The organism is Nocardia aobensis NBRC 100429 (assembly GCF_000308375.1).
Lineage (GTDB): Bacteria > Actinomycetota > Actinomycetes > Mycobacteriales > Mycobacteriaceae > Nocardia > Nocardia aobensis.
In genome coordinates, this window is sequence record NZ_BAFQ01000150.1 from 59,659 (window position 1) to 82,737 (window position 23,079).

General features: G+C 70.2%; 17 protein-coding genes. 9 read left to right on the forward strand and 8 right to left on the reverse strand.

Annotated features, from left to right (window positions below; genetic code table 11):
- Window positions 1-68 precede the first annotated feature (68 nt).
- From RJ03_RS19825 to RJ03_RS19835, 3 genes are all read left to right on the forward strand, one after another.
- Window positions 69-1,514 carry an LCP family protein gene (locus RJ03_RS19825; protein WP_167331990.1) on the forward strand — a complete coding sequence of 482 codons (1,446 nt, stop codon included), beginning with the start codon at window positions 69-71 and terminating at the stop codon, window positions 1,512-1,514.
- Window positions 1,502-2,218, forward strand: coding sequence for a TIGR03089 family protein (locus RJ03_RS19830; RefSeq protein WP_036504665.1), 717 nt, complete (start codon window positions 1,502-1,504; stop codon window positions 2,216-2,218). The genes RJ03_RS19825 and RJ03_RS19830 overlap by 13 nt, the downstream gene beginning before the upstream one ends.
- Window positions 2,219-2,324: 106 nt before the next feature.
- Window positions 2,325-3,623, forward strand: coding sequence for a cytochrome P450 (locus RJ03_RS19835; RefSeq protein ID WP_036504667.1), 1,299 nt, complete (start codon window positions 2,325-2,327; stop codon window positions 3,621-3,623).
- A gap of 6 nt (window positions 3,624-3,629) precedes the next feature.
- Here RJ03_RS19835 and RJ03_RS19840 read toward each other — a convergent pair whose 3' ends face one another.
- The 5 genes from RJ03_RS19840 to RJ03_RS19860 form a co-directional block, all read right to left on the reverse strand.
- Window positions 3,630-5,198 (reverse strand): carboxylesterase/lipase family protein, encoded by a 1,569-nt coding sequence (locus tag RJ03_RS19840; RefSeq protein ID WP_036504584.1) that lies wholly within the window; start codon window positions 5,196-5,198, stop codon window positions 3,630-3,632.
- A gap of 58 nt (window positions 5,199-5,256) precedes the next feature.
- Window positions 5,257-5,529, reverse strand: coding sequence for an Rdx family protein (locus RJ03_RS19845; protein WP_036504585.1), 273 nt, complete (start codon window positions 5,527-5,529; stop codon window positions 5,257-5,259).
- Window positions 5,530-5,673: 144 nt separating this feature from the next.
- Complete coding sequence (locus RJ03_RS19850) at window positions 5,674-6,087, reverse strand: YchJ family protein (RefSeq protein ID WP_036504586.1); 414 nt, start codon at window positions 6,085-6,087, stop codon at window positions 5,674-5,676.
- Window positions 6,088-6,111: 24 nt separating this feature from the next.
- A complete protein-coding gene (locus RJ03_RS19855) occupies window positions 6,112-6,531 on the reverse strand; it encodes a hypothetical protein (RefSeq protein ID WP_036504589.1) in 420 nt (139 codons plus the stop codon).
- Entirely contained in the window at window positions 6,516-8,921 is a 2,406-nt protein-coding gene (locus tag RJ03_RS19860) for an AAA family ATPase (RefSeq protein ID WP_036504590.1), read from the reverse strand. The genes RJ03_RS19855 and RJ03_RS19860 overlap by 16 nt, the downstream gene beginning before the upstream one ends.
- A 370-nt stretch (window positions 8,922-9,291) precedes the next feature.
- Here RJ03_RS19860 and RJ03_RS19865 point away from each other — a divergent pair, with 370 nt between their 5' ends.
- The 5 genes from RJ03_RS19865 (at window position 9,292) to RJ03_RS19885 (ending at window position 17,561) form a co-directional block, all read left to right on the forward strand.
- Window positions 9,292-12,156: an SWIM zinc finger family protein gene (locus tag RJ03_RS19865; protein WP_063820409.1), complete on the forward strand. Its 2,865-nt coding sequence runs from the start codon at window positions 9,292-9,294 to the stop codon at window positions 12,154-12,156.
- Window positions 12,153-13,256 carry an ATP-binding protein gene (locus RJ03_RS19870; RefSeq protein WP_036504592.1) on the forward strand — a complete coding sequence of 368 codons (1,104 nt, stop codon included), beginning with the start codon at window positions 12,153-12,155 and terminating at the stop codon, window positions 13,254-13,256. The genes RJ03_RS19865 and RJ03_RS19870 overlap by 4 nt, the downstream gene beginning before the upstream one ends.
- On the forward strand, window positions 13,253-15,580 hold the full coding sequence (locus RJ03_RS19875; protein WP_036504594.1) for a DUF5682 family protein: 2,328 nt from the start codon (window positions 13,253-13,255) through the stop codon (window positions 15,578-15,580). Before RJ03_RS19870 ends, RJ03_RS19875 begins: the two co-directional genes overlap by 4 nt.
- A gap of 22 nt (window positions 15,581-15,602) precedes the next feature.
- Window positions 15,603-16,772 (forward strand): VWA domain-containing protein, encoded by a 1,170-nt coding sequence (locus RJ03_RS19880; RefSeq protein WP_036504595.1) that lies wholly within the window; start codon window positions 15,603-15,605, stop codon window positions 16,770-16,772.
- Window positions 16,773-17,018: 246 nt separating this feature from the next.
- The gene (locus tag RJ03_RS19885) at window positions 17,019-17,561 is read left to right on the forward strand and encodes a hypothetical protein (RefSeq protein WP_036504672.1); all 543 of its coding nucleotides are present in this window, start codon (window positions 17,019-17,021) and stop codon (window positions 17,559-17,561) included.
- A 66-nt stretch (window positions 17,562-17,627) separates the two neighbouring features.
- On the opposite strand, the gene RJ03_RS19890 is transcribed toward RJ03_RS19885, so the two are convergent.
- On the reverse strand, window positions 17,628-20,147 hold the full coding sequence (locus RJ03_RS19890) for an ABC transporter permease (protein WP_036504598.1): 2,520 nt from the start codon (window positions 20,145-20,147) through the stop codon (window positions 17,628-17,630).
- Between the two features lie 74 nt (window positions 20,148-20,221).
- Window positions 20,222-20,986: an ABC transporter ATP-binding protein gene (locus RJ03_RS19895; protein WP_051024898.1), complete on the reverse strand. Its 765-nt coding sequence runs from the start codon at window positions 20,984-20,986 to the stop codon at window positions 20,222-20,224.
- A 123-nt stretch (window positions 20,987-21,109) separates the two neighbouring features.
- On the opposite strand from RJ03_RS19895, the gene RJ03_RS19900 reads away from it, so the two are divergent.
- Window positions 21,110-21,868: a phosphatase PAP2 family protein gene (locus RJ03_RS19900; protein ID WP_051024899.1), complete on the forward strand. Its 759-nt coding sequence runs from the start codon at window positions 21,110-21,112 to the stop codon at window positions 21,866-21,868.
- Here the strand turns inward: RJ03_RS19900 and RJ03_RS19905 are convergent.
- Entirely contained in the window at window positions 21,804-23,045 is a 1,242-nt protein-coding gene (locus RJ03_RS19905) for a serine/threonine-protein kinase (protein WP_051024900.1), read from the reverse strand. The two genes, RJ03_RS19900 and RJ03_RS19905, sit on opposite strands and share 65 nt — an antisense overlap.
- Window positions 23,046-23,079 lie beyond the last annotated feature (34 nt).

Genomic DNA, 23,079 nt, shown 5'->3' on the forward strand with positions numbered 1-23,079 from the left:
CCGGAGCACCACTGCCCGGCGGCCGCATCCCGCGAGCTCGCGGCGTTCGCCCGAGTTCGAGTCCCGGGGTGAATCGTCCCGGGCGGCTGCTCGCCGTGGCCGCCGCGGCGGTGGTGTTCATCGTCACCGGCTTCGGCTGGCACAGCGTGGATTCCCTGATCTCCGGCATCGAGCGGATCGGCAACCTGGGACTCGGCGGCGGCCACGACGGTGCGGTCGACATCCTCATGGTCGGTATCGACAGCCGCACCGACGCGCACGGCAATCCGCTCAGCGATCAGGAACGGGCGATGTTGCACGCCGGCGACGAGGTCGGCACCAACACCGACACCATCGTGCTGGTCCGGGTGCCCAACGACGGCCGGTCGGCGACCGCGATCTCGATTCCCCGCGACTCCTATGTCGACATCCCCGGTATCGGCAAGGGCAAGATCAACTCCGCCTACGGCGCGACCAAGGAGAACGCGCGGCAGAAATTCGCCGCGCAGGGCCTCTCGAATTCCCAGATCGAGCAGAAGTCCACCCAGGCCGGCCGGCAGGCACTCATCAAGTCGGTCGCCAATCTCACCGGCGTCACCGTCGACCATTACGCCGAGGTGGGTCTGCTCGGATTCGTGCTGCTCACCAATGCCGTCGGCGGGGTGGACATCTGCCTGAACAACGCGGTCGACGAACCGCTCTCGGGTGCGGATTTCCCCGCCGGACAGCAACGGCTCGACGGGGCGCAGGCATTGAGTTTCGTGCGTCAGCGCCACGATCTGCCACGCGGCGACCTGGATCGCATCGTGCGCCAGCAGGTGTTCATGGCCTCACTGGTGAACAAGGCCCTCAACGCCCGAATCCTCGCCAATCCCGGGAAGTTGCGCGAACTCGCCGATGCCGTCGGGCGCACGATCGTGCTCGACGAGGACTGGGATGTGGTGGCGTTCATGCATCAGCTGCAGGATCTGTCCGGCGGAAAGGTGAATTTCGAGACAATTCCGGTGCAGGATCTCGACGGAACCACCGCCGACGGCGAATCGGTGGTGAAGGTCGACCCGAAATCGGTGAAGTCCTACGTCGCCGCGGCGGTCGGCGCCACCACCGACGATCACGACGACGACCGCGCGGCGGCGCCGAGTTCGGTCACCGCCGACGTCTACAACGCCGGCAGCACCGGCGGTCTGGCCGGCCAGGTCGCACAGGCGCTGACCGGCAAGGGTTTTCACACCGGAGCCGTCGGGAATTGGCCGGGTGCGCCGGTGCGCAGCAGCCGGGTGCTCGCCGCCGCGAGTTCCGACCCCAAGGCCAAGGCGGTCGCCGAGGCGCTCGGCGGCCTGACCGTGGTCGCCGAACAGGATGTGCCGGAGGGTGCGGTGCGCGTGGTGCTCGCCGATGACTACTCTGGTCCGGGCTCGGCGGCCGGCAGTCTGTTCGACATGTCCGGAACCTCGCCGGCCTCGGGCACCGCGACACCGGTGCCGCCCGCGCCTCCCATCGACGCCGGCCAGAACGGACCGAAATGCGTGAACTGAACGACACTCTCACCGATGCCCTGCTCGGCCCGATCCTCGCCCGCGACGCCGCGGCGCCGCGGATCACCCACTACGACGACAGCACCGGCGCCCGCATCGAACTGTCCGGGCTGACGCTGGCGAACTGGGCCGCCAAGACCGCCAATATGATTCGCGACGAATTCGGCCTCGCCCCGGGCGCGCGGGTATCGGTGTTGCTGCCCGCGCACTGGCAGACGGCCGCGGTCCTGCTGGGCTGCTGGTGGGCCGGCACCGAGGTGGTGCTGCGACCGGACCCCGACGCCGAACTCGCACTGGTCTCGGCCGCGCGCATCGATGAGGCCGGAGATATCGCCGAGGTGGCCGCGCTGTCGCTGGATCCGATGGGTATGCCGGTCGCCGATCTGCCGGTCGGCATCACCGACTACGCCACGTCGGTGCGCGGGCACGGTGACCAGTTCCACCCGGCGGGCGCGGGCGACGCCCTCGACGGCGCCACGGTCGCCGAGACCGTGACAGCGGCCCGGGCCTCGGCCGAACGGCAGGGGTTCGGCGCGAGCGACCGGGTGCTGTCGACCACCGACTGGGACACCACCGCCCACCTGATCGACGGACTGCTCGCGGTATACGCGGCCGGAGCCTCGCTGGTGCAGGTGACCGCCCCCGATCCGGCTCGGCTCGAGCACCGGATCGGCACCGAACGCGTCACCGCGCGCCGGTCCTGATCTCCTACCCGGGTAGGGCACGGCGATCCACCCGCAGTCCGTTTTCGGGACGCCCGCCACTCCGTAGTGTGGGTGTCAGCGAACCGGACGACGAACGGGGATGGCGATGAAGCCGCAGTACTGGTTTCGGTGGTTGGTGGTACAGGGCACGCCGCGGCTGGCCTTGAAGACCTATGCCCGCCGCGGCGAGACCCTGGCGAAACTGATGTCGAGCCCCGAGGCGGTCCAGGATCCGATACCGCTGCTGGAGTCCCTGCGCGCCCAGGGACGGCTGGTGCACTCCCCCTTGGGCTGGGTGACCGCCGACTACGAGCTGGTCCGTACCGTACTGCGCGACACCACCTTCAAGGTCGCGGCGGCCGAGGGTTTCGTGCCCGGACCGCTGCGGCCGCTGATGGATCTGGCGACGCTGCCGCCCAATCCGGTGCAGCCGCCGTCGATGCTGGTGATCGACCCGCCCGACCACACCCGGATGCGTAAACCGGTGGCCTCGGCATTCACGCCGCGCGCGATCGCCCGGCTGCGCGACCGCGTCGAATCGGTGACCACGGAACTGCTCGACGCCCTGCCCTCCGGCGGTTCGGCGGATCTGGTGGCCGACTTCGCCTCCCAGGTGCCGATCGCGATCATCTCCGAGATGCTGGGCTTCCCCGATGCCGACCGCGACCGCTTCCTGGCCTGGGGTGACGCCGTCTCGCCGATGCTCGATATCGGCATCAGCTGGCGCACCACCCGCGACGCGTCGGCGGCCATCGTGGAGATGGACCACTACCTCGACGAGCACATCGCGCGGCTACGCCGCGAACCGGGCGAGGACATCCTGTCCGGTCTGGTGAGCTCCGGCACGCTGGACGACACCGAACTGAAGGCCTCGGCGACACTGCTGATGGGCGCCGGATTCGAGACCACGGTCAATCTGATCAGCAACGGCGTCGTCCAACTGGTGACCCATCGCGATCAGCTGGACCGGCTGCGCGAGGATCCGCAGCTGTGGCCCAACGCGATCGAGGAGATTCTGCGCTTCGACGCACCGGTGCAGAACACCGGCCGCATCGCCGGGCGCGAGGTGGAGCTGGCCGGTATCACGGTGCACCAGGGCAGCACGGTGGTGTTGTCGCTGTCGGGCGCCAATCGCGACCCGAAGGTGTTCGCCGAACCGCACCGCTTCGACGTCACGCGCGCCAACGCCAAGGATCACCTGACGTTCTCCAGCGGTATCCACGCCTGCCTGGGCGCCAGCCTGGCCCGGATGGAGGGCACCTACGCGCTGCGGTCGCTGTTCGAACGTTTCCCGAATCTCGTGCTGGCCGGTCGCCCGGAGCGTCGGCCGCTGTTCACCCTGCACGGCTACAGCCGGTTGCCGGTGCTGCTCGGTCAGCGCGCCGAACAGCCCAGCGGCGTCTGAGCCGGCTCAGCTGAAGCCGACCGCCTGGTCACCCCAGGCGGTGTGCAGATCGTGATCGGGATCGTCGAGCACCCGGTCCGCGGCGTCGACGACCAGTGTCGTGCGGGTGGATTCGCGGTAGGGCGGCCAATGTTTCGAGCCGTCCAGCGCCGCGGGCACCCCGTGTTCGGCGAAGGCCAGCCAGCGCCGCATCATCCGGCCCGACACCTCGCTCGCGACCTTGCGACCGCCCAGCCAGAAGGTCGGATCGTGATCGAAGGAGCCGAAATTGCCGAAGATGTACGGCAATTCGGTGGCGTGGCCCGCGCCGACGCGTGCCGCCTTCAGCATCGGCGTGGCCTGATCGAAGCGATACATCCAGGTGCGGCTGTGCCGGGAATGCGCGTCGGCGACCCAGTGCGCCGGCATCCGGAAGGCCGCATCGGTCGACATCGCCAGCGCACCGCGCGTCTTGGCCAGATCCGGGTAGGCGGAGGTGATCTCGGCGATGCGCTCGTGCGAGAGCCCGGGATGTTCTCCGGCGACCGCATTGAGCATCGCGTTCACCGCATCGGGTGTCACCGGCATGATCGGCGAGCGGAACAGGCGGAACAGCGACGCCTCGTCCTTGTTGGTGCCGATGATCAGCGGTACGCGATGCGAGCGGCCCTGCTGGAAGCGGTCGGTCGGATAGGTGGGCAGCAGATCGCCGTCCACCACCGGCGCCGCCGCCAGTCGTCCCGGCGACTGCAAAGGCACCTCGTCGAGCAGGACACCGGCCGCGTCCACGATCCGCTCGATGGGGCATTCCAGCAGTTCCCGGGCCCGTTCGGGCGGCAGGTCCATCAATTCCAGGAAACGGCTCGCCACCCCGGCGGCCCGGTCCGGACCGAAGACGGTGGTGGCCGGCGGGCTCTGCGCGATGGCGCGATGGAACAGGCCTGCGGCCCGCGGCGAAGTCAGCAGCGCCGTCACGCATCCCGCGCCGGAGGATTCGCCGAAGACGGTGACGTTACCCGGATCACCACCGAAGGCGGCGGCATTGTCGCGCACCCATTCCAGTGCCGCGATCTGGTCGTGCAGGCCGAGATTGGCGACGAACCCGTCGCCCAGTGAGGACAGATCGAGGAAGCCGAGCGCGCCGAGCCGATAGTTGACCGCGACGATCACCACGTCGCCCGTCTCGACCATCCGGCGGCCGTCGTAGATCGCCTGCGCGGCCGTGCCCAGACAGTAGGCGCCGCCGTGCAACCAGACCATCACCGGACGCGGCTGCACCGGTTCGGCGGCCGGTGCCCAGACATTGACCCACAGGCAGTCCTCACCCATGCGCAGCCCCGAGTCCACGGGCACCATATCGCCCATGGTCTGCGGTGCGATCTCGCCGAATTCGGTGCAGTCACGCACTCCCGACCAGGCTTCGGGCGGTTCCGGCCGCGCGAACCGCTTCGGGCCCGCCGGCGCCGCGGCATACGGGATGCTGCGCCACACGTGCACGGATCCCGCACGGAATCCGCGGACCGCACCGCTGGTCGTGTGGGCGACGGGTCCGGCAGTGTCCTCGACCGGAGTCGCCTCGAAGAATTGAGTGCTCATCTCGCACCTCCTCGTACTCCCTGTAACCGAGAGTACGTCCGAGATCATTCGTACCGCGTCAGCCTCGATCGATGTGGCCGAGGTCGCGGTCGGGATCGATGCGGTCGCGCACGCGCTGTTTCAGTCCGGCGATATCCGGAAAGCCACCGTCGGCTCTGCGCTCCCAGATCTGCTCACCATCGACGGTGATCCGGAACACTCCGCCGGTTCCGGGGATCAGCGCCACCTCGTCGAGGTCTGTGCCGAAGGTGTTCAGCAGCTCCTGAGCCATCCATCCGGCCCGCAGTAACCACCGGCATTGCGTGCAGTATTCGATCGCGATTCGTGCCATGCGGTGACCCTAGTGAGGGACCGGATTCCCGGTAGTCGCCGCGTGGTTGTCCACGTTTGAGGCAACTCCTTCGCTATCTGTTCTAATCGGAAATGTATTTCAGTAATGGTAGTGGGAGAGCACTTGCGACTCTTTACGAGCCGATTACGATTCGATATCTCCGTCGACGTAGACCCACTGACCGTCGACGCGAGCAAATCTGCTGCACTCGGAAAGTACGCCGCGCCTGCCGTCGTATCGGTAGGTGGCGCGGAACTCGACCACGCCGGCGTCGTCGAACAGGCCACCCGCCTCGGTGTCGAAGACCTGCAGCGATATCCAGCGCTGCGCCGGATCCAGGGCGAGGCGCCGCGGCCGGGTCCGTGGATGCCACGTCCGCAGCAGATAGTCGCGATCACCGACGGCGAAGGCGGTATAGCGCGACCGCATCAGCGCTTCGGCGGTCGGCGCCGGGCGGGTGCCGTTCAGGCGCGGGCCGCAGCACTGCCCGAACTGCTCGCCGCTGCCGCACGGACAGCGGTCGGTGTCGTCCGGGCGCTCGGGAAAGGTGTCGGCCATCGCACGATTATCGCCGCCCGGAATTCACCGGTTCCGGCCGCGGCCGAACACGGCGGGTACATCCGCGCGGCCGATGCGGTCGAGTTCCTCGGCCAGCCGGGCGGTTTCGTCGTACCAGTCGCGCAGTTCGGGCAGGGTCGGCGCGGGTTCGGAGTCGAGGTGATGGCCGGCCCGCGACAGCGTCGCCCACAGTCCACCGACGCGGCCCGCGAGTTCGGGACCGGCGCAGCTGTCCAGCGCCAGCAGTTGAGCACGCATGCTGCACCGGGCCAGCGGCGGGGACACCCGCGCCCACAGCCGGTCCACCGACTGTTCCAGCGCGATCCGCAGGATCCACACCGTCGCCCGGGACCACAGGCCACCCGCATCGGTGACCGTGCCGTCGAGCAGTTCCGCGGCCGCCGCCAAGCGCTGCGCCACGGTCGGCCTCACGGATTCAGCCATGTCACGAATCTCTTCGTCCCCGAGATCAGATCGCCCGAGCGGCGCTGGATGCGGATGTGCGCACCGGCCGTGGCATCACGCACCACCGCGCGGGCCCACGGCGCCTCCTGATCGAGATAGTCGTTCAGATCGTCGACCCGGTCCGGTACACCGAAGACCGCCAGGGCGACCGTCTCCCACGTGGTGCGCGCCCGATCGACGCGGCGCTGCACCTCGCGATGGTCGATGCCGGCGGCCAGCAGTTCACGCCGGGCGCGGGCCAATGCGGCCGCCTCGATCGCCGATCGGCAGCAGGTGATGACCAGTTCGGTCGCGATCGCCTTGGGCAGCTGCCTGGTGCGCAGCAGGGCCCGCGCGTCGCCGAGGTAGCGCTGCACCGGATCCTCGACCGCGCGCACCTCCACCCGCGAATGCTCGCGCCGCTGCACATCGAGAACCGTTGCGTCCAAACGCAATCGGCGCACCGCCTCGGCCAGCCGCTCGTCGTGGGTGAACACGATCACCTGGCGTCCGCTGCGCGCCACCGCCGCCAGCACCCGGGCGAGTCCGTCGACCTTCGCCGGATCCATCGCCTGCACCGGATCGTCGATCATGACGAATCCGAACGGGCTTTCGGCCACCGTGGCGCGCGGCAGGAACAGGGCCAGGCCCAGCGCATGCAATTCGCCCTGACTCATCACTCCGAGAGCGGCGGCGCCCGAGTCGTCCACGGTGACGTCGAGCAGCACCTTGCGACTGGCTCCGGCGTTGCCCTGCAAGCGAATCGCGCCGAGATCCACATTGCTGCGCTGACGCAACCCGCCCCAGATGCGCCGGGCGTGCTCGGCCAACGGGGCGAGGCGTTCGTCGCGCAGGCCGGCGGCGGCCGACTTCAGCCAGTCCTCGGCGCGGCGGACGGTACGCAGCTCGGCATCGGCCGCCGCGACCAGCCGGGCCTCGTGCAGCCAGGTCGCGATGCGCGGGACCAGCGGCGTCCAGACCGCATCGATGCGATCGAGTTCCTTGTGCACGGCCCGCTGCAACACCTCCAGCCGCACCGCGAGTTCGGCGTGCGCGCCGCGCATCCGGGCCGCCAGGGTGGCGCCCGCTTCGACCTCGAGCAGGGCGGACCAGCTCGACCAGGCTCGACGAGTGTCCGCGGGATCGATATTGGGCGCGGCGATGGTCGATTCCAGTTCCGGCGGAACGGGTTCGATCAGCGACCGGGCCGCGGCGATCGCCTCACCCAGCGCGGCCCGGGCGGTGGTGAGCACTGCGGCGCGCCGCTCGACGGCCTCGATCCGGGCTGTCGCCTCGCGCTGCCATCGCGCGTCGAGACGACCGTGGCCGCAGACCGGGCACGGACATTCACCGTCCCCCGCGTGTTCACGAGCGCCACGCAGCAGATCGACCACGCGGAGTTCCGCGTCCAGATCTCCGGTCGCCAGCTCCAGCAGTTCGGCGGTGCCGCGCTCGACCGCCTCGGCGGCCGACTCGACCTGCGCGGAAGCCGGGATGCGCAGGCGTGCGACAGCCTGCAGCGCCGCGACACCGCCGGGGTCGTGGCGGGCGCCGGCGAGTTCGTGGGCGACCGCGGACAGATCCGGCGCGGGCGCGCGCAACATCTCGGCGACGCGCTCGGCACGCTCGTCGGCGACGGTGAGCAGTTCGTCCAGCAGGGCCTGCCGGCCGTCCCGGGACTGTTTCGCGGCGCGTTCCAATTCGATTCGGCGCGTGCGGGTCCGATCCAGCGCGGCGCTGATGTCGTCGAGCCCGAGCAGCCGGTGCAGGGCGTCGAACAGATCGCTGGGACGGCCGTCGACCACCGCGCCGAGTTCGCTGTAGGACAGGAACGGCCGATACAGCTCCAGAGCCCGGGCCCAGTCCTCCGGGTGGAATTCGGCACTGCCGCTGTCGTTTTCGCGCTCCGTCCAGCTACCGGCCGAGAGTTCGTCGCCCTCCGCCCACGTACGCGTGATCGTGAACGGGCCTCGTTCCTGTGCGACGAGGTCGACGGCGATCCGAGGGGTCTCGTCGCAGTGCAGATTTCGCCAGCCGTCGCGCCAGACCGCGGATCTACCCTCCCAGCGCCGATTGACGCCGGTGAGTGCCAGTTCCGCAGCCTCGGCGAAACTCGACTTGCCCGACCCGTTGCGACCGACCACGAGCGTCAGACCGGGACCGGGCGCGATCCGCAGGACCGCCTCGCCGCCGATCCCGCGGAAGCCGCGAACACGGATGGCGCTCAGGAACACTCCGGACCGCGGCCCGGCGTCGCTCTCCTCGGCGGACTCCCCCAAAGCCGCCAGCACCGTCTGCGCTACCTCCGGGCTCGCCGCCGGATCCGCCTGCAGCCGTGCCGAAACCAGTTCACGCAGGCGTGGCGCGACCTCCCCCTGCTCTTGCCCCACTGCCCCTCCCGGCCCTCGCGCACGACTCGTCGTGGCGAACGCTACCGGAGAACCGGCCCGGGCGGGACGCATGGCCATCGAACGGTCGAACCGCCCGATGTCCACCCCTCGGCCGTCCCGGCCGGGCAGTTCCACGGGTTACACCCCTCACGGGTGGCTCGGTTCAACCGAACAGATCAGAATGCCAGAGATCACGATCAACCACAACAGTGCTTGATTCTGCAATGACATTCCGCGCCAGGGGAATTCGTTCGCAACCGACGAGCGAACCCGGCCGCCGTCGTTCGGCCGACGGCCCGGAAGACCGCCCGCGCGATCTTGTCGGTGGCCTCGGGTACAAATCCGGGGTACCGAACGAACGGGGGAACACGTGACGACCTCTCCGGCCGCGACCTACGCCGTCACCGCCGACAATGTGCTGGCCCTGGCGCCCGACACCGCATCGGTGAGCGCCGCCCGCAAGCTCACCGCCGCGTGGCTGGGCACCGGCACCCACGGTGGTGCGCTGTGGGGGCGATGCAAGGGCAGCGGCGCCACGCCGTACCAGACGATCGTCGACCTGTCGGGGCCCGCCTACCGCTGTTCGTGTCCCAGCCGGAAATTTCCCTGCAAACATGCGCTGTCGCTGTTGCTGCTGTGGTCGCAGGGCACGGTCCCGGCGGCCGACGCGCCCGCCGACTTCGCGACCGAATGGCTCGCGAGCCGGGCCGCGCGGGCCGCGAAACCGGCCGAACCGGCGACCCGCGGCACGAAACAGGCGACGCTCGACCAGCGGCGGGCGCGGGTCACCACCGGACTCGACGATCTCGACATCTGGCTCGGCGACCAGATTCGCACCGGCCTGGCCCAGGCCGACCATTCCGCGGTGGCGCTGGAGGCGGTGGCCGCCCGGATGGTCGACTCCCAAGCGCCGGGGGTGGCGGCAGCCCTGCGGCAACTGCCGCGCCGCATGCTCGGCGTCGAACAGTGGCCGGCGATTCTGCTCAGCGAATACGCCCGGTTGCACCTGCTGATCGGCGCGCACCGGCGGCTCGACCAACTGCCGCCCGCGCTGGCCGCCGGGGTGCGCGCCCATATCGGCTATCCGGCCAAGGCCGAGGAGGTCCGCGGCGGCGAGCCCGGGATCCGCGACCGGTGGATGGTGCTCGGGGTGCGCGTCACGGAGGAGGAACGGGTCTTCACCCGCCGCACTCTGCTGCTCGGGCGGGCCACCCAGCGCTGGGCTCATGTGCTCGACCACAGCTTCGGCAGTGCGAGTTTCCCCGGCGAGCTGCCGATTCCCGGCACCATGGTCGAGGCGGACCTGCACTTCTATCCGGGGGCTATGCCGCTGCGCGCGGTCTGGGGCGTCCGCCACGGCGAGCCCGAACCCTTCACCACCATCGTGTCGGAATCGGCGTCCATCGCCGGCCAACTCGAGGCCCACGCGCGAGCGCTGAGCGCCGACCCGTGGCTGCGGGGATGGCCGATGTTGCTGGCGGATGTGGTCCCCAGCCCGGGTTCGGCCGGCTGGTTTCTCGCCGAACCGGACGGCACGGCGGTGCCACTCGCCGCGACCGCCGAGGTGCCGTGGCAGTTGATCGGCTTGTCGGGCGGTCATCCCGTGACGGTGGTCGGTGAGTGGACCGCGGCCGGATTGATCCCCGTCTCCGCGCTGGTGGCCGGCGAACTCATCGGAGTCGAGACGGAATCGCTCACCGATGTGCCGACCCCCGGCACCGCGGTTCCGGCATCGTCGGAGACGGTGGTGCCGGTCGCGCTGCTGGGCACCGCCCGACGCACCCTCGATCCCGCGGGACTGGCCGATGCGGTGACCGCCGCCGCTCGCGCCGACACTCCGGAACACGCCGTGCTGGGTGCGGTGGCGCTCCAGGAGCTGTACCACCGCGGCGGGGTGCGGCCGGCCCGGACCGAGCCGCTCGCCCCGGCCGCCGACGACGATCGCGACCGGTTGCCGCGGGCGGCGGCGCAGCGGCTGCGACATCTGCTGGCGGACGGTTCGCCGATGCTCGCGGAATGGTTCGAGGCGGCACTGCCCGGCGATCCGCGCGCGCCCGACGCACTCTGCGCCACACTGCTCGAGACCGCGAGAAGCCAAGCCGCGCTGCGAGGTCCGTTGCTGCGCCTGGCGGGCGCCCGGGGTCGCTGGCTGGCGGCGCTGCATCCACGCTGGCGGCCGCTGCTGCGGACCGGCGACGACGATCCCGAGGTGTGGACGCACGGCCGGCCCGCCGAACGCCGGAGCTGGCTGGCCGCCCTGCGCGCCCGCGACGCCGCGGCGGCCCGGCGTGCTTTGGCCGACACCTGGAGCCGGGAACCGGCACGCGGCCGAGCCGAACTGCTGGCGGTCCTGGCGGCCGGGGTCGGGCCCGACGACGAGCCACTGCTCGAATCCGCCCTCGACGACGGGCGGCCCGAGGTTCGCCGTACGGCCGCCGATCTCCTTGCGCACCTGCCGGATTCGGCCTTCGCGGAACGGATGCGCGAACGCGCGAGCCGGTGGCTGATCATCCGCTCCGGCGCGCTCGAGGCGCACCTGCCGCACGATCTCGACGACGCGGCCCGCCGCGACGGACTCGGCGACCGGCTCGATCCGGTGGCCTACCGCCGCGACGGCGGGGCCGACGTGGATGCCGAACGGCTGCGCCGCCTGATGGCCGCCACCCCGCTGCGCCATTGGGAACAGCTGTGCGGCTCTGCGGAGGCGGCCACCGCGCTGCGGCTGCCCGACGACATCCTCGGACCGGTCGCCGCGGGCTGGTCGGAAGCGGCTCTCGCACAGGGTGATTCCCGCTGGGCGCCGCCACTGTTCGAGGTGCTGACCACCACGCCGACTCTGGGCACGGATCCGCGGTTGCGGCAGCAGTTGTTCGCGCTGCTGCCGGTCGACCGGCGCGTACGGTACCTGTGCGGTCTGGACAGCAGCTGGCTGGCCGAACTGGAACTGCTGGTCTCGGCGTTACCGCGGCCGTGGCCCCAGCCGCTGGCCGAACATCTGGTCCGGCTGCTGCTCGACCGGGCTCATCTGGCCGCCGCCCGTCCCGGAGCGGCCGGGCTGTCGCCCGCCTCCTATCGCACGCTGCTGCGCAGTGCCGCGATCAATTTCCCGGTCCGCGCGGTCGCGGCGGTATCCGTCGCCGCCCGCCGCTGCGCGGACCCCTCCTGGCAGAGCGCCTTCGACCGCCTCGCCGACGATCTGACCCAACGCACCCTGATGCTCGAGGAGCTGGCATGACCACGACCCAGAACCCGCCCGCCGACCTGCTGCGCCCCCATGCCGAACAGGCCTACGCCGACGAACTGCGAGCCCTCGCCGCGGTCGACGACCGTCCGCGTCCACCGTCGTGGCGCCTGTCGCCCTGGGCGGTGGTCACCTACCTGCTCGGCGGCACCCTGCCCGACGGCACGGTGATCACCCCGAAGTACGTCGGGCCGCGGCGCCTGATGGAGGTGGCGGTGGCGACGCTGGCGACCGATCGCGCGCTGCTGCTGCTCGGCGTACCGGGCACCGCGAAAACCTGGGTTTCGGAACATCTTTCGGCGGCGGTCAGCGGCGCGTCGACGTTGTTGGTGCAGGGCACGTCCGGAACCGCCGAAGAGGCGATCCGATACGGCTGGAACTATGCGCGCCTGCTCGCGGAAGGACCCAGCGACGGCGCCCTGGTGCCCTCGCCGGTCATGACCGCGATGCGCACCGGCACGATCGCCCGGGTCGAGGAGCTCACCCGCATTCCCTCCGATGTGCAGGACGCACTGATCACCGTGCTGTCGGAGAAGACGCTACCGGTACCGGAACTCGGTATCGAGGTGCAGGCGGCCAAGGGCTTCAACGTCATCGCCACCGCGAACGACCGCGACCGCGGCGTCAACGAACTCTCCTCCGCGCTGCGCCGCCGGTTCAACACCGTGGTGCTGCCGCTGCCCGCCGGCGAGGACGACGAGGTCGCGATCGTCACCCGGCGGGTCGAACAACTCGGCGCCGCACTGCAATTGCCGCCGATTCCGGCCGCCGCCGAGGAAGTGCGGCGCGTGGTGCGGGTCTTCCGCGAACTGCGTTCCGGCATCACCGAGGACGGCCGGACAAAATTGAAGTCGCCGTCGGGCACATTGTCGACGGCGGAGGCGATTTCGGTGCTCACCAACGGTATCGCGCTCGCCGCTCATTTCGGGGACGGGGTGCTGCGCGCGAGCGATATCGCCGGTGCGGTACTCGGCGCGGTGATCAAGGATCCGGTCGCCGACGCCGTCGTGTGGACCGAGTACCTCGAGGCCGTGGTCCGCGAACGCCCGGAGTGGTCCGATTTCTACCGCGCCTGCCGTGAGGTGCACGGATGAGCGGCGAAGCCGTCGCGCTCGACGAGCCGCGAACGCAGATCTTCGGGATCCGCCACCACGGCCCCGGGTCGGCGCGCTCGCTGTCGTGGGCGCTGGAGCGTTTCCGTCCGGATGCGATCCTGATCGAAGGCCCGGCCGACGCCGATCCGCTGGTCGCGTACGTCGCCGCCGAGGGAATGGCGCCACCGGTGGCACTGCTGGCCTATGCCCCGAACGAGCCCTCGCGGGCGGCGTTCTGGCCGTTCGCCGTGTTCTCCCCGGAATGGCAGGCGCTGCGGTATGCGTCCGAACACGCCGTGCCCGTGAGCTTTTGCGATCTCCCCGCCGCCACCACCCTCGCCCTCGACACCGAACCGGGTGACAGCGGTGATCCGCTGGCCGCGCTGGCCGCCGCGGGCGGATACGACGATCCGGAGCGGTGGTGGGACGCCGTCATCGAATCGTCGTCGACTCCCACCGGGAACGGCACCGAGATCTTCGACGCCATCACCGAGGCCATGGGCGCACTCCGGGCAGCCGAGGAGCCCGCGCCGTCCACCCCGGATCGGGACGACGCAGGCACGATCGACGACACGGGAGATGCTGCGCCACAACATGATTCATCCACACCGGCCGAGCTCCTGCCCGGCGGTATCGACCTGCGTACCCTGCAGCGCGAGGCGTACATGCGGCAGGTCATCCGCCGGACGCTCAAGGGCGGTGCGCGCCGGATCGCGGTGGTCTGCGGGGCATGGCATGCCCCGGCGTTGGCGGGCAAACTCGGTCCGGCGGCGGCCGATTCCCGTCTGCTCAAGGGGCTGCCGAAGGTGAAGGCCACACTGACCTGGGTGCCGTGGACCCACTCCCGGCTGGCCGGCTCGTCCGGATACGGCGCGGGTATCACCTCACCGGGCTGGTATCACCATCTGTTCACCCGGACCGACGAGCCGATCGCACGCTGGTTCACCCGGGTGGCCGGTGCGCTGCGTGCTCGCGACCTGCCGGTGTCCAGTGCGCACATCATCGAATCGGTACGACTGGCCGAGACGCTGGCCGCACTGCGCGGGCGCCCCGCACCGGGATTGTCCGAGGTCACCGATGCCACGCGGTCGGTGCTCTGCGAAGGCGACGAGTCGATGCTGCGGTTCGTCAGCAGCGAACTGGTCGTCGGCGAGGCGCTCGGTTCGGTGCCCGAGAGCACGCCGACCGTCCCGCTGGACGCCGACCTGCGCGCGCAGTCGCGGACCCTGCGGCTCAAACAGCAGGCCCTGGCCCAGCAGGTGGACCTGGATCTGCGCAAGGACCGCGATGTGGCCCGGTCGCATCTGCTGCATCGGCTGCGACTGCTCGAAATCGACTGGGGCACACCGATGACCGGCGAGGTGCGCAATACCGGCACCTTCCGCGAATCCTGGGCGCTGCGGTGGGAACCCGGCCTCTCGGTCGCGGTCATCGAGGCATCGCGCTGGGGTACCACCATCCGCACCGCGGCCGAGGCGAAGATTCTCGACCGAGCCGGCGCCGCCGACGCCACGGTCGCCGATATCAGCGCGGCCCTGGAAACCGCGCTGCTGGCCGACCTCGGCGGCGCGGTGGACGGTCTGGTCGCTCGCCTGGAAGCGGTGGCCGCGCTGGATCACGACGTCACCCACCTGCTCGCCGCGCTGCCCGGGTTGATCCGCACACTGCGCTACGGCGATGTCCGCAGCACCGATGTGGGCGCGCTGGCGCGGGTCGCCGACGGCCTGCTCCTGCGCATCTGTGCCGGATTGCCCGGCGCCGTCACCGGTCTCGACACCGATGCCGCCACGCAGCTACGCGGCCTGATCGATGCCACCCACGTCGCCATCGCGACGCGCGACGAGGCGCATGCCACTCGGTCCTGGCTCGCGGCACTGGGTCTGGTGGCCGACCGCGACGATGTGCACGGGGCGCTGGTGGGTCGCGCGGTCCGATTGCTCTGCGACGCGGGAATCATCGCCGACGCCGAGGCCGCGCGCCGGCTGTCGGCGGCGCTGTCGATCGGCCACAGCCCGGCGGAGAAGGCCGCGTGGATCGACGGTTTCCTGGGCGGACGCGGCCTGCTGCTCGTCCACGACCGAGACCTGCTGCGGCGCATCGACTCCTGGCTGCGCGAGCTGGACGAGGAGCAGTTCGTCGCGACACTGCCGCTGTTGCGGCGGACCTTCGGCGCCTTCGAGGCGGGAGAACGCCAGGCCATCGCCCGCGCCGTCCGGGACGGGACGCCCGTGGCCGCACCGCAGCGCGACCGCTCCGGGCCGGACGCGGCTCGCGGCATCCTGGCACTGCACGCGGCGACCGAAATCCTGGTAGGCGCACGATGATTCGAGCGAAGAGGAGCCGACGATGACACGGATCGAATCGGACGAGGCGCAGGCCCGGCGCTGGCGGCTGGTCCTCGGCGCTCCCGCCGAGGAAGGACTCGGCGGGCTCGCCGCGGCCGAGGACGCGGCGATGGACCGGGCGCTGTCGGCGCTCTACAACGCCGACGAACACACCCCGTCGGACAAGCGCGCCGCCGGCCTGGGCGGTTCGGCGCCGAAGGTCGCCCGGTGGCTGGGCGATATCCGCACCTACTTCCCGTCGACGGTGGTCGAGGTCATGCAGCGCGACGCCATCGACCGTCTGCAGCTCACACAACTGCTGCTCGAGCCCGAACTGCTCGAGGCGGTCGAACCCGACGTCCAGCTCGTCGGCACCCTGCTCAGCCTGAACCGCATGATGCCCGAAACCACCCGTGCCACAGCGCGAGTCGTGGTGGAGAAGGTGGTGCGCGATATCGAACGCCGGCTCGCCGCGCGCACCGTCGCGGCGGTGTCCGGTGCGCTGAACCGCGCGGCCCGGGTGTCTCGTCCGCGGCTGCGCGATATCGACTGGGACCGGACCATCCGCCGCAACCTCGCCCACTACCTGCCCGAACACCGCACGGTGGTGCCACAGCAGCTGGTCGGCTACGGGCGCAAGGCGCAGGCGGTGCGGCGGGAGGTGGTGCTCGCGATCGACCAATCGGGGTCCATGGCGGCCAGCGTCGTCTACGCCTCCGTCTTCGGTGCGGTACTCGCGTCGATGCGCTCACTGAAGACCTCACTGGTGGTCTTCGACACGGCGGTGGTGGATCTCACCGAGCAACTGTCGGATCCGGTGGATGTGCTGTTCGGCACACAACTCGGTGGCGGGACCGATATCAATCGGGCCATCGCCTACTGCGGGCAACTGATCACCCGGCCCGCCGACACCCTGTTCGTCCTGATCTCCGACCTGTACGAGGGCGGCATCCGCGACGAGATGTTGCGACGGGTCTCGGCCATGAAGGAGGCCGGCGTCCAGGTTCTGGTGCTGCTGGCACTCTCCGACGAGGGCGCCCCCGCCTACGACCACGACAACGCCGCCGCCCTCGCCGCACTGGGAGTCCCCGCCTTCGCGTGCACCCCCGACCGCTTTCCCGATCTGCTGTCGGTGGCCCTCGACCGCGGCGATGTGGCGACGTGGGCCCGCTCGCACGCCGGCGGCCGATGACCACCCGAGGCACGCCCGCATGCGCGGGCATCGAAAGGGGTTGCCGGGGCGTGGTTCTCACGGCCCGCAGGACCGCGGCGCGACTACCTGCTGTTCTCGGCGCGGGGCGGGCTTTCGCGCCCGCGCGGGCCGCGTGGATCGGCGGGCCGCGCGCCGGCGCGGAAATCGACGCGATAACTTGGACCGGTGTTGAAGAATTCCGTGGCCACGACGGCAGGAGCATGGCGGGTAGGTGACGGCACTGCGGTGTCATTTCGCGAGGCGGCGGTGGCCTGGGCATTGGCCGCACATGCCGAACTGGCCGAAACCGCGACCGGATACGGGCATTTCATCACTGTGAACGAGTTGGCCGAACGGATTCAGGACGTGTCCGGTGTGCACACCGAGGCGCCGACACGCACCTGGATGGCCGCGATTCTGCGGAAGGTCGCGCGGCGCTGCCACGGCGCCGGCGAGCCGCCGCTGACCGCGCTGTGCGTACGCCAGAACCACACCGTCGGCGACGACTACAAATACGTGCTCGAACTCGCCCGCCTGCCGATTCCCGACGACCTCGAACTCCACGCGGCCTACGCCCGCTGGCAGTGCTATCAGCACTACGGCGCGGAGATGCCCGCGGAGGTCGGTGTTCCACCGCTGACGCCGAAGGTGGACGCGCGCCGCCGCGGTCGCGGTGTGACGAAAACCGCGGTGGCACAGGAGGACAAATTCTCCGAGCCGCGACCGGCGGTCTGCTCGCAGTGCTTCATCCAGCTGCCCGCCGGCGGCGTCTGCCAGTACTGCGTCTGATCCCGATCCGGGCCGGCCGCTGAACGCATCTGCGCCCAGCGGCCGTGCCCGCACGGATGGTGTCTCTCACAGATCGGCGATAGCCGCCAGCGGCGGTGTGCGGGCGGCGCGCACACCCGGCCACAGCGCAGCGAGCACCCCGACCACGGCCGAGCCGATCAGCATGCCCACGATCTGGCCCCACGGCACGGTGATCGTGCTCAAACCCAGATCCGACAGCGTGCGCAGGAATCCGACGCCGAGTCCCAGACCCAGGACCACCCCGACCACGGCGCCGAAGATCGCGATCAGCATGGATTCGAGATAGATCGTGCGCCGGACCTGTGGTCGCTGCATGCCCACGGCGCGGAGCATGCCGATTTCGCGCCGCCGCTCGACGACCGAGAGGGCGAGCGTGTTCACGATGCCCAGGATCGCGATCACCACCGCCAATGCCAGCAGCCCGTACAGGATGGCGAGCATGGTGTTGATCTGTTTGCCCTGCGCGCCTTTGAATTCCTCACGGTCCTGCACCTGCACCACCACGTAGGACGCGGTCGCCTTCTCCAGATTGCCCCGCATCGCGGCGACGTCGGCGCCCGGCGCGGCCTTGACCAGCACGATCAGGTCGGTGCGGAACGCCACCGGCATCACCTGGTTGTAGAGGTCCGGCGCCACCACCAGGGGGCCGAGCAACTGGCTGTCGGCATAGATGCCGGCGACGGTCACCGAGAACTTCTTGTTGTCCACACTGGTGACCTCGACACGGTCGCCCGCATGCCAATGACGGTCGCCCGCTTCGGTTTCCGAAACCAGCAGAGACTCGCCGGTGAGGTTGTCGGTGCCCTGGCGGATGTCGTAGTGCAGGACCTGCCCCATCGGCCCGTCCGGCGAGGTGCCGGTGACCTGGTCGTCGCCCACGCGCAGCGCGACGCCGCGGAAGGCCACCACATCGGACACGTCCGGCACCGAGCGCGCCGCCTCCGCGGCACCCAGCGGCACCCCGATCATCTGCGGCCCGGCCAGCACGTAGTCGGCGTTGACACCCTTGTCGACGAGTTCGCCGACACTGGCCTTCGCCGAGGCGCCGAGCATGCCGATCGCCGAGACCAGCATCAATCCCAAAGTGAGCGCGAACGCGGTGGCGGCGGTGCGGCGTGGATTGCGCACGGCGTTGTTGCGCGCCATCGCGCCGATCGCGCCGAACGGACGCACCAGCAGACCCAGTGCCCCGACCACCGGCCGCGACAATGCGGGTGAGGCGAAGAGCACCGCGAAAATCAGTGCCGCCGCGCCGACTCCGACCGTGGCCGCGGCGTTGCCGCCGGTGTTGCGCGCCCCGAGCACCACCAGGACCACCCCGATCACGGCCAGCACCGCACCGATCACCGTGCGCACGCGCAGCGATTCACCGACCGAGGCGAACTCCTCTCGCATCGCCTCCACCGGCGGAATCTTGGCCGCCCGCCGCGCGGGTGCGTAGGCGCTGGCCACGGTCACCACCAGGCCGATGCCGATCGCCGCCAGCACGGTCCGCGGCAATACCTGCATGGTTCCGGTGGGCAGTCCGAGGTCGAAGGCGTTGAGCAGCGCGGAAAGTCCGAAGGCCAGCCCGATGCCGCCGGCCAGTCCGAGCAGGCTGCCGATCAGGCCGATCACGAAGGCCTCCGCCACCACCGACAATCCGACCTGGCGCCGCCCGGCCCCGACCGCCCGCAACAGCGCCAGCTCCCGCAACCGCTGCGCCACGATCATCGAGAAGGTGTTGTAGATGATGAACGTGCCGACCAGCAGCGCGATCGCACCGAAGGCGAGCAGGAAGTAGTTGACGAATTTCAGGGCGTTGCCGACCTGCGCCTTCAGGTCGGCGCGTACCTGATCGCCGTCCATGACCTTGTATTCCGGCGCCACCTTCGCGATCCGGTCGCGCAACGTATCCGGCGAAACTCCGGGTACGGCGGCCACATCCACGTAGGCGACATGCGCGCCGTCGGTGAACAGTTCCCGGGCCTGCGCGTCGTCCAGGAGCAGCCCGATGAATCCGCCGGTGTCCGAGGACACCGTGTAGATGCCGCTGACGGTCATATCGATCGTGCCGCGGGAGGGAATCAGCACCTTGGCCTTGTCCCCCACGTGCAATCCGGCTCGGTCGGCCCCGCCGGAATTGATCGCGATCTGCCCCGGTGTCACCGGCGCGACGCCGTCGACGAAATGCTCCGGGTCGGCGATCGCCTTGTCGGGCGGCAGATACGACCGCCCCCAACTCGGCGCGCCGCCCGTCTGGACCGCATGCCCGTCCTTCAGCAGGACGACGGGCCCCTGTACCGCCGGCGCGACCGCGCGCACGCCGTCGGTCGTGGCGACCTTCGCGACCAGTTCGTTCGGAACACCCAGCGACTGTGTGTGTTTCGGCTCCACCCGTACGTCGACTCCCTTCGCCTGGTCGGCGAAGATGCCGTCGAAGGTGCGCTGCAGGGTGTCGGTGAAGACGAAAGAGCCTGCGACGAAAGCGGTTCCGAGCACGACCGACAGCAATGTCAGCGCCAGCCGCACCTTGTGCGCGGCCAGATTGCGCAAGGCCACCTTGCGCATCGGTGATCCAGCCATGACCTATGCCTCCAGCGTCTTGCGGGACACCCGCACCCGGTCGGCGAGATGAGCCGCTGCGCGATTGTCGCTCATCACGCCTCCAGGGACTTCATGCGGTCCAGCACCGAATCCGCTGTCGGATCGCGCAATTCGTCGACGATGCGCCCGTCGGCGAGGAAGATCACGCGGTCGGCGTAGGAGGCGGCATGCGGTTCGTGCGTCACGATCACGACCGTCTGACCGAATTCGTCGACCGCCGCCCGCAGAATCGACAGCACCTCACCGGAGGAGCGGGAGTCGAGATTGCCGGTCGGCTCGTCGCCGAAGATGATGTCGGGCCGGCCGACCAGCGCCCGCGCACATGCGACACGCTGCTGCTGCCCGCCCGACAGCTCACTCGGCCGATGGTCGAGGCGATCGCCCAGACCGAGACGGCCGATCACGGTGTCCAGCCACTCCTGATCGGGTTTGCGGCCCGCGATATCCAGCGGCAGGGTGATGTTCTCGAGCGCGGTCAGCGTCGGCACCAGGTTGAATGCCTGGAAGACGAAGCCGATGCGGTCGCGACGCAGGCGCGTCATCTGTTTGTCCGACAGCCCGGTCAGCGCGGTGTCGCCGATGTGCACCGTGCCCGACGTGGCGCTGTCGAGCCCGGCCAGGCAGTGCATCAATGTCGATTTTCCGGAGCCGGACGGGCCCATGATCGCGGTGAACTCCCGCTGGGCGAAGTCGGCCGAAACCCCGTCGAGGGCGCGGACCTGGGTGTCTCCGGATCCGTACAGTTTCATCAGGTCGGTGGCGCGGGCCGCGAGCGTGGTCGCCGCGGCGGGTTCGGTGCCCAGGGCATCGGCAGTCATGGTCTCCAGTCTGGCCAAACCGGCGTGCGGGCGCCATCAGGATTTCCCCCCAATACCTGGGGCGCACACCCCCGGCGCACCCGGATGCGGCAGTGCGGGTGGCGACGCACATATCCTCATGCCATGGCTGCGCTCGCCCCGGTCCTGCTGATGCTCGTCGGTGGGATCGCGCTGGTGCAGCAGGGCATTCTGCGAGGGAAGCCGGTGTCGGTGTTGCTCGTGCCGGCCGCGGCGCTCGGCGGCGCCGCGCAACTGAGCCACGACGTGGTCGACGGCGGCGGCGTCACCCGCATCGACCAGCCGATCACCGACTGGGTGGTCGACCATCGCATCGGCTGGTTGAATCCGGCGATCAGCATCGTCACCGATGCCGGCGGCGTCGCGGCGATGACGACACTCACCATCGTGGCCTGCGCCTGGTTCGGCGTGCGGCGGCAGTGGGCGCGACTGCTGACCACGGCCGCGGTGGGTATCGGGGTGGCCGTGATCGGTTCCGTGCTGAAGTCGGCGATCGGACGGCATCGGCCGCCGGCGGTCGATCAGCTGGTCACCGAGACCAGTCCCTCGTTCCCGTCCGGTCACACGCTGGGCAGCACCGCCGTGGTCGGGGCGCTCGCCGCCATGGTCGTGCTGTCGTCGCGCGGGCGCGCGGTGCGCGTCGCGGCCGTCGCGGTCGCGGCGTTGTTCGCCGTGGTGATCGGCCTGACCCGGATCTATCTCGGCGTGCACTGGGCCACCGATGTGCTGGCGGGGTGGGCGATCGGCCTGGTCTGGCTCGCGCTGTGCCTCGGTCCCTACCTGTGGTGGCGGGCCCGGGTCAGCTCGACAACGCGGCCAGCAGCACCAGAACCACCAGCAGCAGCACCACCGCGCCGACGATGATGCCGATGATCACCCCGGTATTCGATTTCGGCGCCTGGTTCTGCCGGATCTGATTCATCGGCGGTAGCGGCGACCGGTGTCCGTAGGGCTGGTTGTACTGGTTGAACTGGCCGGACGCACCGTAGGGCTGCGGCTGATTCACCGGTCGCGCGGCGGTGGCGGGATACGGCTGGGGGACGGCGCCGTGCGGCGGCATCGGTTGCGGCCGGGCCGCATGCGGCACCGACGGACCGGTCGCGGGCCGGTGCACGACCGGCTGTCCCGGCCCGGTCCCCGGCCGGCCGGTCGTCGGCATCGGTGGACCGGTGTAGGGGCGGCCGACCGTAGGCATGCGCGGCGCACTGGCCGGGGAGACCGCCTGGCGGGCGGCGGCGGCGAAGTCCGCACAGCTGCCGAATCGGTCGCTCGCGCGCTTCGCCATCGCCTTCAGCAGGACCGCGTCCAGGCTCGCGGGCAGGCCGGGGCGCACACTGCTCAGCGCCGGCGGCGGGCCCTGCAGATGGCCACGGATCACCGCCGCCGGATTCGGCGCGTTGAACGGTCCCCGGCCGGTGAACAGCCAGAACAGGCTGCACGCCAGCGAATACTGGTCCGAACTGCCGTCCAGCGGCGCGCCGGTGAGCTGTTCGGGTGAGGCATAGGCCAGGGTCGCGGTGAAGGTTCCGGTCTGGGTGAGATGACCGCCGTCGTCGCGCAGGCGGGCGATGCCGAAGTCGGTGAGATATACCCGCTCGCCCTTGCCGCCGGTGGAGCGCGCGAGCAACATGTTGCCCGGCTTCACATCCCGGTGCATGACCCCGGCGCCGTGGGCGTAGTCCAGCGCCTCGGCCACCTCGGCGATGATCTGCACGGCCCGCTCCGGCGGCAGCTTCTTCGGATCCACGCTGGCGGCGTCGATACCGTCGATGTACTGCATCGAGATCCAGAGCTGGCCGTCCTCGAGGCCGCGATCGTAGACCGTGACGACCTTGGGATGATCGAGTTGCGCGACCAGATCGGCCTCGCGCTCGAAGCGGGCCCGGATCTCCGGATCGGCGACCATCTCGCGGTTGAGCAGCTTCAGCGCGGTCATCCGCGGCAATCGCGGATGTTTGGCCAGATAGACCTGCCCCATACCGCCGCGGCCCAACAGTCGTTCGATGACGTAGCCCGCGAACACATCACCGTTGGCCAGCATGCCCCGCTCCCACTTCCCGTGCCGGAATCACCGA